Here is a 14,690-nt window from a genome sequence, read left to right as displayed (position 1 = left end):
CTTCAGGCCCCCACGCGATCGGTCGGGGGCGCCACGGCGTCGAGCAGGCGGGAGATCACGGTCTGCACGTCGATGCCGCTGAACTGGGCCTCGGCGTCGAGGAGCAGTCGGTGGGAGAGGACCGGCTCGGCGAGGTCCTTGATGTCGTCGGGCACGACGTGGTCACGGCCGTCGGCAGCGGCCCAGGTCTTGGCGACACGCACGAAGGCCAGGCAGCCGCGCGCCGAGAGACCCAGCTTGACGTGAGGCTGGCGACGCGACTCCTCGGCGAGCTCGGCGACGTAGCCGATGACGGCGGGGTCGACGTAGACCTCGTCGGCCAGACCGCTCATCTGCGCGATGGTGGCGGCCGTGATGACCGGGGTGACCAGGGCGGCGCGGTCACGGACCGCGGCGTTGTTGAGGAGCTCGACGGTGGCCTGGCGGTCGGGGTAGCCGATCGAGGTCTTCATCAGGAAGCGGTCGAGCTGCGCCTCGGGCAGCCGGTAGGTGCCGGCCTGCTCGATCGGGTTCTGGGTCGCGATGACGAGGAAGGGCTTGCCCACCGGGTGCGCGACGCCGTCGACGGTGACCTGCCCCTCCTCCATCACCTCGAGCAGCGCCGACTGGGTCTTGGGAGAAGCGCGGTTGATCTCGTCGGCGAGCACGATGGTGTGGAAGATCGGGCCGGGGTGGAACTCGAAGGTGCCCTTGTGCTGGTCGTAGACCGTGACGCCGGTGACGTCCGAGGGCAGCAGGTCGGGCGTGAACTGGATGCGCGCGTGACTGCCCTGCACGGTGTTGGCGAGCGCACGGGCGAGCATCGTCTTGCCGGTGCCGGGGAAGTCCTCGAGCAGGACGTGTCCCTCGGAGAGCAGGCAGGTCAGCGCCAGCCGGACCACGTGGCGCTTGCCGAGGACGGCCTTCTCCATGTTGTCGGTGAGCTGGTCGAAGGTGGACTTGAACCACTCGGCCTGTTCGTGGCTGATGGTCAACGGTGCTCCTGTGTCGTGGACGGGGTGGGGGCGGTCTGGGCTGTCCCCGTCAGGGGACGGGAAAGGTCTGGTTGAACCGTTGGTCGGCGTAGCCCGAGCTGAACTCGCAGGTTCCCGCCACCTGGTCGTAGGCGTTGAAGTAGGCCCGGGAGCTCGACGTCCCGCTCCCCGAACCCTCGGCGGAGCGCGTCCGGTACCTGTCGAAGCGGCACCTCCAGATCGCGTCGGGCGCACCCTCCGCGAACGTGACGGTGACGTTGGCGAACGCGCAGGTGACGACGTCGCACGGAGTGTCGGGCGGGAACGAGCAGTTGTTCGTCACGTCGTCGTCGCCGTCGTTGCAGTTCGCCCCCCGGGAGATCGAGATCGTCGGCGGCGGTGGCGGACCGGACCTGTCGGTGCGAGACGACCGGTCCTCGCCCCGGTTGCCCGGGTCGTCGTCGTAGAGCCGGACCGAGATGCTGACGTCGGAGCCGTACCTGTCGGCTGTCGCCGTCTTCTGGAAGGAGAAGCGGCCCGGGCCGCCGGGACGGAACACCTCGGCAGGCCCTCCGTTGATCCGCACCTCGACCACCGCGGGGTTGCCGTTGTTCGATCCGTTGATGGTCCAGGTCACCGACTTCCCGTCGACGACGGCCGGGCCGACGTCGTCGAGCATGTTGTCGAGCGGACCGTAGGTCTGCACGTTCACCGTGCCGCTGAGCGTGCAGCCCGCGGGCGCGTTCTCGTTGCACACCCGCAGCTGCACCGGGTAGGGCCCTTCGTTGCTGGGCACGGGGACGCGCGCCGTGACGGGCCCGGTCTGCTGAGCGAAGGTCCTGGCGACCGCACCGTTCACCAGGACGTCGACCTTGCTGGTGCTGCCACGTGCGTCCGGCACGGTGTACTGCAGCTGGACCTCCTGGCTGGCTCCCGTGGCCACCGCGGAGAACGCCCCCCACTGCGCCGGGCGGCCGACGGCCTCGATCGAGGTGGGCTCGCTCGGCACCGAGCGGTTGCCGGGCTCCCCGACCGGTGAGTTCGCCGCGACCACCCGGTAGGTGTAGACCTGCCCGTCGTAGGGCACCCCCGCGTGGGTGCACGTCAGCGCGACCACCCGCTGGCAGCCCGGCACCGCAGCCGGCGCGGACGTCGCGGTGCTGTAGGTGACGGTGTACGTCGTGGGGCCGGGGCCCTCGGGAAGGACTCCCTGCCACGAGATCTGGATGGCGGTCTGGTTGGCGCCGGCCTCGAGGTCGGCCACGGTCGGCGCGGGGGGCGGGACCGGGGTCCCGAGCGGCTGCATCTCGCCCGAGGACTTGTTGAGCGAGAGCCCGACCTGGTTCTCCGCGCGGATCTGGAACACGTAGCGCTCGTTGTTGTTGAGTCCGCCCGCGGTGTACTGGGTCGTGTTGCCGGGCACCGGCACCGGCTCGGACAGGCCGGGATAGCTGATGTAGTAGGTGAGGATCTTGGACGTGTCCGTCGTGGGCTTGGTCCACTCGATGGTGATGGTGCCGTTGCCCCGGTCCTTCATCCGGATCTCGCCGACGCGACCGGGTGCGGTGTCGGCCCGCGCCGAGCGGGACAGTCCGCTCCACCCGCTCTCACCGACGCGGTTGACCGCCTTGACCCGGAAGGTGTAGTTGCCACCGGTCTTGAGCTTGCGGAACACGCAGATGTTCGTGTCGCACCGCTGCGTGGCGCCGGTCCTCTCCTCGCGCACGACGTAGCCCTGGACCGGCGCTCCGCCGTCGTTCTTCGGTGGCGCCCAGGACATCTTGATCGTGCCCACCTCGTCCGAGAGCGGGAAGGGGCGCGGCTCACCCGGCGCATCGGGCACGCCGACGACCTCGAACTGGATCCGGCCCTCGGCGCGGCGAGACGACGGCGGGTCGGAGGACGAGACGTCGCTGACGACGAGGCGGAAGCTGGCGTCGGCGCCGCGGGCGTCCGCGGTGGCGGTCAGGGTCAGCCGGCTGCCGTCGCTCGTGGCCCGCACCGCGGGGTTTCCGGTGCTCTCGACCGAGACGATCCGTGGTGTCGCACCGGCGATGCTGGACCTGAGGTAGCTGCTGATGTCGTAGGTGCGGCTCTGGCCGGCCTGCATCGTCTCCACGCGGATCGGGAGGAGCCGGGGCGGAGGCGCCTGGGCCAGGCGGAATCGCACCTCCTGGGCGTTGCTGTCCCCGGCGCGGACGGTCAGCACCGCCACGCCGCCCTCGGTGGCGGACTCCGAGGCCGTCACCCGGGCGACGGAGCCCGCCGGCCGAGCCACGCTCACCCCGTCGACGGACTGACTCCACTCCGCGGTGTAGTCGAGGTCCGCGGCGTCGCGGGGGTCGAGGGTGAACACCTTGCAGAAGGCGGCGATGTCGAGGTCGTAGACCTGGCCGGCCGACATCGGCACGATGGTCGCCGGACACTCGAGGGAGGGCGTGTCGTCGCCGACCTGGACGGGGATCGACAGCAGGACCGTCGCCCCGTCGGCGGTCGTCGAGGTGTCCTCGTTGCCCGCGTCGTCGGTGGCGGTGGTGACCTCGACCAGCACGGCGCCGACCCCGCGAAACCCGGGGGACGAGCTGAGGGAGAAGCCCGCGTCGCCGTCGGGTCCGGCCGACAGCGCGGACGGGGAGGCCGACCACGAGCGGCGTCCGGACGCGAGCCGCACGTCGGCACCGTCGGGCGCGGCGACGTAGTCGGAGAGCTTGCCGGTCACGCTTCCGCCGGAGTCGAGCTCGATGAGCGCGCCGTCGACGACGTAGGGCAGCCCGTTGCCCGTCGGGGGGATGTAGACCGAGGCCGAGGCGACCGCCCCGTCGGCGTCGCGCACCTCGAACGGCAGCACCTGGGGTGCCGCGGTGCGGTTGGCGCGCACCTGGGTGCCGTTGCCGACCACGGTGGCTCCGGACACGGAGGTGACCCGGATGTCGTCCGCGTCGCCATCGGGGTCGTAGGCGCCCTCGAGCACGTCGACCACGACGCTGCCGCTGTCGTCCGCGCTGCCGAAGGCGTCGTAGACCACGGGGGGGTTGTTGAAGTCCTCGCGCGTCTCCAACGTCATCGTCGCGCGCGACTCGCTGAGACCGTTGGTGACGCTGTAGACGACCACGACCGGCGGCTCCTCGGTCGTGGCCGGCGCCGGCACCGTGACGAGGTTGGTGTCGGGGTCCAGCGTGACTCCGTCGGGCGGGTCGAGCAGCTTGAGCTCCACGGAGTCGCCGGCGGCGATGAAGTCGTTGGCCAGCGGGTCGAAGGTCGCGGTGCGACCCGGCTCGATGCTGAGCCGGTCCTCGACGGCGAGTGGTGGCTGTGGCTCGCCGGGACCCACCACGGCCACTCGGACCGTGCCGGTGGCGAAGGCACCCTGGGAGTCGACCACCGAGTAGGTGAACTCGTCGGTGCCGACCGTGCGCGGGTAGGCCTGGTACTCGAGGAAGTTCCCGCCGTAGCTCACGATGCGCCCCAACCGCGGGGCCGAGGTGATGCCCGTGACCGTGACCGGGTCGCCGTTGCGGTCCACACCGACAGCCGGCACCCGCACCTTGACGGAGTCGCCCGAGACGACGCGGCCCTCGAGGGTCGGCGGCTCGGGGGGATCGTTCGGGTCGTCCTGCGGCACGACCGTGACGCGCAGCACGCCGGGGGCGCGCTCGCCGTCCAGGTTCTGCGCGACGTAGGTGACGTCGAAGGTGTCACGCTCCTCCATCTGCAGCGGAGCCACGTAGCGCACGACCCGCCCGGAGACGTACGCCTTGCCGACGTCGCCGGTGAAGTCGACCGGGGCGACCACCGGGAGCTGCCCCGGCGCAGGCGTGTCGGCGAGGTCTCCGAGCAGGGTCAGCCGGTCCCCGGAGGGCGACACGTCGTTGTCGAGCACGGGCACCGAGACCGAGGTCCCGGCCCGGACGACCGCCTTGTCGGCCACGGTGATGGGGGTGTTGTCCGCGGGCGCCGGACGCTGGGTGACCACGACCTCGCCGCGCACGCCCGAGTTGGCGCCGTTGCTGATGGTGTAGGCGACGGTCTGGGTGGTGGGCGCCATGGTGGGCTGCACCGAGGAGACCCGGAGCCAGCGACCGTCGATGATCGCCACGTCGAGCTGGTCCTGGTTGTCGGGCACCGCTCGCTGCACGACCAGCAGCCCGCCCGCGGGATCGAGGTCGTTGGCCAGCACGTCGACGATGCCGGGCGCCTGGCCGTAGAGGGTCAGGGTGTCGGGCATCGCGATGGGGTCCGCGGCGCGCTTGGGCCGCGCCTTCACGTCGACGCGGATGACACCTGCGTCGAGCGGCGCGTTGCCGTAGGCGGCGTCGTAGTTCAGGAAGTAGGTGCCGGCGCGTGAGGCCGTCACCGTCAGCTGGCCGGAGTCGAGGTCGGTGACCACCTCGACGTTGGGCTGCTGCGGCACCTTCCCGCCGAGGCTCAGCTCGGCGTTGGGCGATCCTGGGTCCGACCCGGGCAGGTCGTTGAGGAGCGGACGGATCTTGATCGGCTCGCCCACCTCGCCGCGCACGACGTCGGGCTCGGCGGTCGGCGCGAACGCCTTCTGGTCCTTCGGGGCCTGGACCTGGAAGTTGATGGCCTTGCGCACCGGCTCGGACCTGCCGTCGGTCACGGCGTAGTCGACCCGCACCGTCTGCTGGCTGTCGGTGGTCGCGGTCGGGGCGGTGAAGCGGATCCGGCCGTCGGCGGTCGTCCGCGCCGAGGCCCCGCTCTCGTCCCCGCCCACCACGCTGGCGGAGTCGAGCAGGAGCGTGTCGCCGTCACTGTCGTCTCGCCAGTCGGCGAGGACCGGCACGGCGAGCGAGCCTCCGTCCGGGACCTTGAAGGTGGGCCGCTCGTAGCCCTGGCGCAGGTCCGGGGGCTCGTTGGCACCGGGGTCACGCAGGCGTACGTCGACCGTGGCGTTGGCCGACAGACCGTCGCGTCCGTCGTCGATGTAGTAGGCGAAGCTCGCCGGCCGCCCGTCCTCGGGCATCTCGAGGACCAGGGTCTGACCGTCGGGGCTGATCTCCACCCGGGCACCACCCCCGGGCTGCTCGACGTCGACGATGCTGAGCAGCCGCCCCTCGGGGGCCGAGTCGTTGTCGAGCGGGTGCAGCACCGTGGTGCGACCGGCCCGGACGCCGTAGGAGTCCGGACGGGCCTCCGGCGGACGCCGGTCGGCCTCGCTCTGGTTGTCGTTCTCGTCCTCCTCGTCGTTGTTCTTCTTCTTCGAGGTGAACGCCTGCCAGTTGTCGATCCGGATCGGCTTGTCCTGCTCCACGTCCCAGACCGCGCCGCTGTTGGCGTCGTTGAGCACGATCTGCCCGCGGTTGACCCGGTAGGCCAGACTCGTCGCGTCGCCGCCGAGGTTGGAGACGATCGCCTCCTGCGTCCCGCACTGCACGGCCCGCTGGCCCACTCCACCGGACCACGCCCCGAACGAGCACGAACCGAGCCGGACGGGTGCGACGGGAGTGCCGGCGCCCTCCGCGACCGTGGTGACCTCACCGGAGGTGAGGTCGACGGCGAGCAGGGCCTCGGGCGAGCCGACGAGGACGACGTCGCTGTCGGGACCGGACTGCTGCAGCACGCTGTCGCTCGGCACGGAGGCAGTCGGACCGTCGACGACGCTCAGCGCACCGGCGCCGGTGTCGAGGGCGACGATGCGCTCGCCGACGGTGGTGACCGCGTCGACCTGGCCGGCGTCCCCACCGAGGTCCTGCGTCGCCGGCCCGCGGAACGAGATCGCCGTGGCGGGGACGGTCGTGACCGTGCCCTCGGCAGACGACGTCGCGACGACCGTGCCGGCCTGGCTGACGGCCAGGGCCGCACCCTCGCCTGCCTCGACGAGCGGCTCGGCCTGCCGGTCCACGGCAGTCATCACGGGCTTGCCGAGCTGGTCGTCGTAGCGGACCGCCCAGACCTCGCCGGTCTCGGCGTCCACGCTGGCCAGCGTGCCGCCGCTCATGCGGACCTCGCCGTCGGCCGGGACCGCGGCCGCGCCACCGTCCTGCGAGACCAGACGGCTGGCGTCGACGGACTGCCCGCGGCTGGCGTTGAGGTCGAGGGTCACCACGGACGCCCCGTCCTGGACCACGTCGAGCCGGGCCTTGCCGTCCTGTCCGGGCACCACGCCGTCGAGCTGGTTGATGGGCTTGTTGAGCCGGCCGGACCAGCCCTTCTTCCCGTTGACGACCCAGATGCCGCCGTCGTTGAGCTCCGCCTCGTGCTTCTTGTAGCCACTCGCCGTGACGGCGTAGGTCAGCACGGCCCCCGATGCGAGCGCGAGCACGACACCTGAGGCGATCGCCGCCCGGTGTCGTCGCAGAGCAGTCGCTCGTGCCACGCCGTTCCCCCTTGACCTGCGGGTGACGCGCGCCCGCCGCTGTCTACCCAGAGGAGGGTATGTAGGGGTGAGGGATCCGACAAGTCGGGACCGCGTGCGCCGGGACGTCGCGATGGGTGATGATGGAGTGGTGGGCGTGTACGAGGGGGGCCGACGTTGATCGTGGAGGCGACGTACGCCGGGGGCACGGGCGTGCTGCTCGGCAGCGGCGCCCACTGGGTGCTGCTCACCGACCCCGGCGACGAGCAGGTCGTCCAGTCCCTCTGGGATGCCCTCTCGACCGCGACGGGGCTCTCGGACGCCCCCGTCGTCGAGCAGGTGATGGCGATCGTCGAGAAGGCCTTCGACGGTGACCCGCCCGGCCTGGCCCTCGTCGACTTCACCTCGGGTGCCTCCACCACGCTCTCGCGCGGGAGCGGCCACGTCCGCCTCGCCGGACCATCGCGGGTGCTCAGCCTCGACCACGGCGCCGACCCCGACCACCTCCGCGGCACCCGTCGTCTCGTCGGTGGGGTCGTGGCGGCGGACCGCGTCGTGCTGACCCCCCTCTCGGCTCGTACGGCTCCGGCGGCGAGGGCCACGGAGGTTCCGGCACCGCCCGCGTCCGCGGCGCTGATCGACGGCATCCCGGCGGCCATCCTGGCCGCGAAGGGTCCCGACGGCCCGCCCCCTCGCGCGCGCGTGCGTCAGCGTGCCGAGGACACCGGCTCGCTGATGGACACCTCCGAGCCGGACCCGCTCGTGGTCGAGCGGATCGAGGAGGGCACCCGCACGACCATCCGATCCGAGTCCGACCCGCACACCGCGCCGGGCTCAGACCCCGAGGACCACGACGGCTCGACCACGCTGCGCCCCTCGCACCTGTCCCACCACACGTCGCCGACGGTGCTCGCCGTCAGCTGTCCGCTGGGCCACCTGACGCCCCCCGCCTCCCCGCAGTGCCGGGTCTGCCACCAGCGCGTCGCGCCGCAGGAGCCTCGTCGCGTCGAGCGTCCCTCGCTCGGCGGGCTGCGGCTGCCGACCGGCGAGGTCGTGCCGCTGGACCGCGGCGTCATCCTGGGTCGCAAGCCCGCGCCCGCGGAGGGGAGCGTCGACTGGCCGCACCTCGTACACCTGCCCCGCGACCACTCCTTCGTGTCGCGACGACACCTCCACGTCGAGCTCGACGGCTGGGACGTCGTCGCTCGCGACCTGGACAGCCGCGGCGGCACGACGATCGCCACACCCGGTCGCGAGCCCGAGCGCATGCGTCCCGGTGACGCCTACGTCCTGGAGCCGGGCACGGTCCTCGACATGGCGCACGTCTACGCCGTCCGCTTCGAGACCGGCGCGGTCGCGCGGTGAGCGCCCCCCAGATCCCCGGGTTCGCCTTCGTCGAGCACCTGGGCAGCGGCGGGTTCGCCGACGTCTTCCTCTACGAGCAGCAGTGGCCCCGACAGCGCGTCGCCGTCAAGGTCGTGCGCCCCGACGTGCCCCTGACCGACCGGGAGAAGTACCTCTTCACCGCCGAGGCCAACTCGATGGCGCGGCTGGCCGACCACCCCTACATCGTCTCGGTGATCACCGCCGGCGTGACGGCCGACGGCGGCCGTCCGTTCCTGGTCATGCGCTACTGCCCGCCGCCCGACCTCGGCATCCGCGTGCGCTCCAACCCGATGGCCCCGATGGACGCGGTGTCCACCGGCATCAAGCTCGCGAGCGCGATCGAGACCGCACACCGCTCCGGGATCCTGCACCGCGACATCAAGCCCAGCAACGTGCTCGTCACCACCTACCACGAGCCCGCACTCACCGACTTCGGCATCGCCGGGCACATGGCCGAGGTCGAGGGCGACAACGACGTACGCATCTCCTACCCGTGGTCACCGCCCGAGCTCCTCGACGGGCGCTCCAACGGTTCGGTCGCCTCCGACGTCTACTCGCTCGGCGCGACCATCTGGCACCTGCTCGTGGGCCGGTCTCCGTTCTCGATCCCGTCGGGCGACAACTCCACGAGGGCCCTGAGCGCACGCATCCTGCACGCCACTCCCCCGGCCACCCAGCGCCCCGACGTGCCTCCCGCGCTCGACCGGCTGCTGCAGCAGTGCCTCGCCAAGCGCCCCGAGCACCGGCCCTCGAGCGCCCTCGAGCTCGCCCGGGCGCTGCAGCGCATCGAGTCGGCCGCCGGCTGGGCCCGCACGTCGGTCGCCGTCGAGGGCGATCGCCCCGACGCCTCCGTGGCCGCGACCAAGGTCGGCGAGGCCCCCGAGGACGCGACGGCGATGAAGCCGGTGACGGTGATCTCCGCGAGTGGTCCGCGCCGGATCGCGGCGCAGGAACCGGTCCCCGAGTCGGCACGCGACGAGGACGGCGACAAGGTGTCGGGCCTCGTGTGGGCGGGTGTCGGCGCGGCTGCGCTCGCGCTCCTCGTGGGATTCCTGGTCTTCCGCGGCGACGGTCGCGACGAGGACCCCGGGGTGGGCAACCCGTCGGTCAGCCAGACCCCGGACGACGCCGTCGCCGATGTGCTGACGCAGGCCCCGCTGCTCAGCGGGAGCCGAACGGCGCGCGGGGTGCTGTTCGAGTGGACCTCTCCGGTCGAGATCGAGCCCGGCGACTCCTTCACCTGGCGCCGCGACGACACCGAGGAGGCCGGCACCACGACCAAGCGGCGACTCCTGCTGCGCACGTCGGACCCCGTGTGCCTCTCCCTGCAGATGACCCGCGGGGCCGACGTCTCACCGAGTGCGAACCAGTGCGTGTCCTGATCGCCGCGTGCGTGCTCGCCCTCGGCCTCGGTGGACCGGCCGGGTCAACCCCGTCCGAGGACTCGGCCGGCCCCACGACCCGCGTCCAGCCCGCGCAGGACCGCATCCTGCGGCTCCTCGACCGCGCTCGCGTCGTGCCCGCGATCGGCCACCAGCCAGGCTACGACCGCGACTGCGACCCGGGAGCGTGCGTGTTCGGCGCTCCGTGGACCGACGACCACGACGGGCCGAAGGGACACAACGGGTGCACCACCCGCGAGGACGTCCTGCTCCTGCAGATGAAGGACGTCGAGATGCGCTGGGGCTCGAGGTGCCGGATATACGACGCGCGCCTGCGCGACCCCTACACCGGCAGCCGGCTGACCTGGCGCGAGGACGGCTACGTCATCTCGATCGACCACGTCTTTCCTCTGGCGCGCGCGTGGCACGGTGGCGCGTGGGCGTGGACCCAGCGCCGGCGCGTCGCCTTCGCCAACGACGTACGCCGCGAGCTGCTGGCCGTCTCGGCCCGGAGCAACCAGGCCAAGGGGGCCGACGGCCCGTCTGACTGGCTGCCTCCGTGGCGGCGATCCCACTGCGGCTACGTGTGGCGCTACGTCCGCGTGGCGGTGGCGTGGGACCTGCCCCTCACCACCGCCGACGCGGACGTCGTACGACAGGTCGCGCGCACCTGCTGAGGCGTCAGGTCAGCCGTCCTCCCAGTCACGGCGCGGGCCGGTGGCGGCGTCCTGCTCCTTGTCGTCCATCCGGGCCGAGGCCCACAGCGAGACGACGGCGGTGACGGCCAGGGTGGCGACGATGACCACGAGCGACAGCCAGATCGGGACGTCGGGCGCCCACGTGATGTGCTCGCCGCCGTTGATGAACGGCAGCTCGTTCTCGTGCATCGCGTGCAGGATCAGCTTGACGCCGATGAAGGCCAGCAGGAACGCCAGGCCGTAGGACAGGTAGATGAGGCGCTGGAGCAGGCCGCCGATGAGGAAGTAGAGCTGGCGCAGCCCCATCAGCGCGAAGATGTTGGCCGTCAGCACCAGGTAGGGCTCCTTGGTGATGCCGAAGATCGCGGGGATCGAGTCGAGCGCGAACAGCAGGTCGGTCGTGCCGAGCGTGATGATCACGATGAACATCGGCGTGATCATCCGCTTGCCGGCGTCCTTGTGGAACAGCTCGCGACCGTGCCACTCCGACGTGGCCGGGAAGCGGCGCTCCACGAAGGCGACGAGCTTGTTCTCCTCGAACTCGTCGTCCTCGTCCTCGGCGCCCTCCTTGGCCAGCTTGACCGCGGTGTAGATGAGGAAGAGGCCGAAGAGGTAGAAGACCCAGCTGAAGTTGTTGATCGCTGCGGCGCCGACGCCGATGAAGATCGCGCGCATGATGAGCGCCATCACGATGCCGATCATCAGGGCGTACTGCTGCAGCTCACGTGGCACCGCGAACTTGGCCATGATGATGATGAAGATGAACAGGTTGTCGATGGAGAGGGAGTACTCCACCAGCCAGCCGGAGTAGAACTCCAGCGCATGGGTGCCGTCCCACGTGTACCAGACGCCGAGGCCGAAGAGGATCGCCAGACCGACGTAGATCGAGAGGTAGGTCGCGCACTCCTTCATGCTCGGCTCGTGCGGGCGCCGCCCGACGATGGCGAGGTCGAAGGTGAAGATCGCGAGGGTCACGACGCCGGTCGCGATCCAGACCCAGGTGGGGACGTCCACTCGGTTGCTCCTAGGGGTGGGGGTCGTTTCGGTGTCCGCGCAGCACGCGGACGCCGGAGGTCTCTTCCGCCCGCCCGGCGGGCAACATCTGCCCGGGAGCGAACCGGTGGCACCGGGCCCCGCTCGCGCGAACGCCGTGCTGACGACACCACCGCGGGGAAATACTCCCCTCCAACTCCGATCAGTCTTCCACGCCGGCAGCGCCGGGCGCGACCCCGGCGGTCAGCGTCCGCCGAACGGGACGCCGAGCGAGGCCAGGCGCGCTGCGCCGCCGTCGATCGCGGTGAGGACCCACGCCCCCTGCGGCGTGACGGTGAAGGTGTGCTCGAAGTGGGCCGCGACCGAGCCGTCGACGGTGGCGACGGTCCACTCGTCCTCGAGCAGATCGGTGTGCTTGCTGCCGAGGGTGACCATCGGCTCGACCGCCAGGGCCAGGCCCTCGACGATCGTGGGTCCGCGTCCGCGACGACCGTAGTTGGGCACGTTCGGGGACATGTGCATCTCGGTGCCGATGCCGTGGCCGGTGTAGTCCTCGAGGATCCCGTAGCGGCCCTGCGAGCGGACGTGGGCCTCGATCGCGTGGCTGATGTCGGTGACCCGGCCGCCGAGCCGGGCGGCCGCCATCCCGCGCCACAGCGACTCCTCGGTCACCTCCAGCAGGCGGCGTACGTCGTCAGCGACCTCGCCGACCGGGACGGTGAGCGCCGCGTCGCCGTGCCAGCCCTCCACGATCGCGCCGCAGTCGATGGAGATCACGTCTCCATCGGTCAGGACGCGGGCGCCCGGGATGCCGTGCACGACCTCGTCGTTGACCGACGCGCAGATCGTGGCCGGGAAGGGCGGCTGGCTGTAGCCCTTGAACGACGGGATGCCGCCGTGGTCGCGGATGTGGGTCTCGGCGAGCGTGTCGAGCTCGAGCGTCGTCACCCCCGGGCGCACGGCCGAGCGCAGCAGCTCGAGGGTCTCCCCCACCAGCCGCCCGGCGACCCGCATCAGCTCGATCTGGGCAGGCGTCTTGATCTCGATCCCGCGGTCGCGGAACGCCATCGCGTCGGTGCCCTGCTCGTCAGCTCTGCGGGACCACGTCGAGGGCTGCGAAGACGCGCCTGGTGACCTCGTCGACCTCACCCATGCCGTCGACCTCGACCAGGATGCCGCGCTCGCGGTAGACCTCGATGAGCGGTGCGGTCTGCTCGGAGTAGACCTCCTGCCGGCGCCGGACCACGTCCTCGGTGTCGTCGGCGCGACCATCGGTCTGGGCACGCTGGAGCAGGCGCTGGACGAGCTCCTCGCTGTCGACGGTCAGCACGACCACCGCGTCGAGGCGGTGACCGGTGAACTCGATCATCCCGTCGAGCTCGGTGACCTGGGCCAGGGTCCGGGGGTAGCCGTCGAGCAGGAAGCCGGGCTCGGCGTCCGGCTCGTCGATCCGGTTGCGCACCATCTTGTTGGTGACCTCGTCGGGGACGTACTCGCCGGCGTCCATGTAGCGCTGCGCCTCCACGCCGAGCGGCGTGCCCTCGGAGACGTTGGCCCTGAAGATGTCTCCCGTGGAGATCGCCGGGACACCGAAGTGGTCGGCCACGTACCTGGCCTGGGTGCCCTTGCCCGCGCCGGGCGGGCCCATGAGGATGAGTCTCATTTAGCGGAGGAATCCTTCGTAGTTGCGCTGCTGGAGCTGGCTCTCGATCTGCTTCACCGTGTCGAGCGCCACGCCGACCATGATGAGGATGGACGTGCCACCGAACGGGAAGTTCTGGTTGGCCTGGATCATCGCGAACGCGACGAGCGGGACCAACGAGATCAGGCCGAGGTAGAGAGCTCCAGGGAACGTGATGCGGGACAGGACGTAGGACAGGTAGTCCTCGGTCGGCTTGCCCGCCCGGATCCCGGGGATGAAGCCGCCGTACTTCTTCATGTTGTCCGCCACCTCGACAGGGTTGAAGGTGATCGAGACGTAGAAGTACGTGAAGAAGATGATGAGCGCGAAGTAGCACGCCATGTAGAGCGGGTGGTCGCCACCGACGAGGTAGGTGCCGATGAAGTCGAGGACCGGGTTGGTGGTCTCCGGGTTGAACTGCACCGCCATCGCCGGCAGGTAGAGCAGCGACGAGGCGAAGATGACCGGGATGATGCCGGCCTGGTTCACCTTCAGCGGGATGTAGGTCGAGTTGCCGCCGAACATCTTGCGACCGACCATCCGCCGGGCGTACTGCACCGGGATCCGGCGCTGGGCCTGCTCGATGAAGATGACGGCCGCGACCAGGATCAGACCGATGATCATGACGATGGAGAACACGACCCAGCCCTTGGAGGTCTGGACGCTCCACAGGGAGGCCGGGAAGGTCGCGACGACCTGGGTGAAGATGAGGATCGACATGCCGTTGCCGATGCCGCGGTCGGTGATGAGCTCACCGAGCCACATGATGACCGCGGTGCCGGCGGTCATGGTGATGACCATGACGAGGAACGTCGTGGTGCCGTCGTCGTGGAGCAGGTCGCGGTCACAGCCCTGCAGCAGCGCCTTGTTGCGCGCGAGCGCCACGATCCCGGTCGCCTGGAGCACGGCCAGGCCGAGGGTCAGGTAGCGCGTGTACTGGGTGATCTTCGCCTGGCCGGCCTGGCCCTCCTTCTTCAGCGCCTCGAGCCGCGGGATCACCACGACGAGCAGCTGCAGGATGATGGAGGCCGTGATGTAGGGCATGATGCCCAGCGCGAAGATGGTGAGCTGGAGCAGCGCACCGCCGGAGAAGAGGTTGATCAGGCTGTAGAGGCCGCCCTCCTCCAGCTGGCTGATGCAGGCCTGGACGTTGGCCACGTGGACGCCCGGGGTGGGCACCTGCGATCCGAGCCGGAAGATCGTGACGATCAGCAGGACGAACAGCAGCTTCTTCCGCAGGTCCGGAGTCCGGAAAGCGTTGGCGAACGCGCCTAGCACTGGTTC

9 protein-coding genes are annotated in these 14,690 nt (G+C 70.8%); 3 read left to right on the top strand and 6 right to left on the bottom strand.

What is annotated here, in order from left to right; genetic code table 11:
* Positions 1 to 2: 2 nt before the first annotated feature.
* The gene (locus tag IEZ25_RS05285) at positions 3 to 974 is read right to left on the bottom strand and encodes an AAA family ATPase (protein ID WP_191198359.1); all 972 of its coding nucleotides are present in this window, start codon (positions 972 to 974) and stop codon (positions 3 to 5) included.
* A 49-nt stretch (positions 975 to 1,023) separates the two neighbouring features.
* Positions 1,024 to 7,287, bottom strand: a complete 6,264-nt coding sequence (locus IEZ25_RS22135; protein WP_191198358.1) for an Ig-like domain-containing protein — start codon at positions 7,285 to 7,287, stop codon at positions 1,024 to 1,026.
* Between the two features lie 162 nt (positions 7,288 to 7,449).
* On the opposite strand from IEZ25_RS22135, the gene IEZ25_RS05275 reads away from it, so the two are divergent.
* Genes IEZ25_RS05275 through IEZ25_RS05265 form a run of 3 tightly spaced genes read left to right on the top strand, consistent with a single transcriptional unit; the run spans position 7,450 to position 10,711 of the window.
* On the top strand, positions 7,450 to 8,631 hold the full coding sequence (locus tag IEZ25_RS05275; RefSeq protein WP_318152090.1) for an FHA domain-containing protein: 1,182 nt from the start codon (positions 7,450 to 7,452) through the stop codon (positions 8,629 to 8,631).
* Complete coding sequence (locus IEZ25_RS05270) at positions 8,628 to 10,034, top strand: serine/threonine protein kinase (protein ID WP_191198356.1); 1,407 nt, start codon at positions 8,628 to 8,630, stop codon at positions 10,032 to 10,034. The genes IEZ25_RS05275 and IEZ25_RS05270 overlap by 4 nt, the downstream gene beginning before the upstream one ends.
* Positions 10,022 to 10,711: an HNH endonuclease family protein gene (locus IEZ25_RS05265; protein WP_191198355.1), complete on the top strand. Its 690-nt coding sequence runs from the start codon at positions 10,022 to 10,024 to the stop codon at positions 10,709 to 10,711. The genes IEZ25_RS05270 and IEZ25_RS05265 overlap by 13 nt, the downstream gene beginning before the upstream one ends.
* Positions 10,712 to 10,720: 9 nt before the next feature.
* On the opposite strand, the gene IEZ25_RS05260 is transcribed toward IEZ25_RS05265, so the two are convergent.
* The 4 genes from IEZ25_RS05260 to secY all read right to left on the bottom strand — a co-directional run bounded on the left by IEZ25_RS05260 (position 10,721) and on the right by secY (position 14,684).
* The gene (locus tag IEZ25_RS05260) at positions 10,721 to 11,746 is read right to left on the bottom strand and encodes a TerC family protein (RefSeq protein ID WP_191198354.1); all 1,026 of its coding nucleotides are present in this window, start codon (positions 11,744 to 11,746) and stop codon (positions 10,721 to 10,723) included.
* 222 nt (positions 11,747 to 11,968) lie between these two features.
* A complete protein-coding gene (gene map, locus IEZ25_RS05255; RefSeq protein WP_191198353.1) occupies positions 11,969 to 12,793 on the bottom strand; it encodes a type I methionyl aminopeptidase in 825 nt (274 codons plus the stop codon).
* A 19-nt stretch (positions 12,794 to 12,812) separates the two neighbouring features.
* Positions 12,813 to 13,388, bottom strand: coding sequence for an adenylate kinase (locus tag IEZ25_RS05250; protein ID WP_191198352.1), 576 nt, complete (start codon positions 13,386 to 13,388; stop codon positions 12,813 to 12,815).
* Complete coding sequence (gene secY, locus IEZ25_RS05245) at positions 13,389 to 14,684, bottom strand: preprotein translocase subunit SecY (protein WP_191198351.1); 1,296 nt, start codon at positions 14,682 to 14,684, stop codon at positions 13,389 to 13,391. It abuts the gene before it with no gap.
* Positions 14,685 to 14,690 lie beyond the last annotated feature (6 nt).

Source organism: Nocardioides hwasunensis, assembly GCF_014779665.1.
Lineage (GTDB): Bacteria > Actinomycetota > Actinomycetes > Propionibacteriales > Nocardioidaceae > Nocardioides > Nocardioides hwasunensis.
This window is presented reverse-complemented; position numbering and strand designations above follow the sequence as displayed.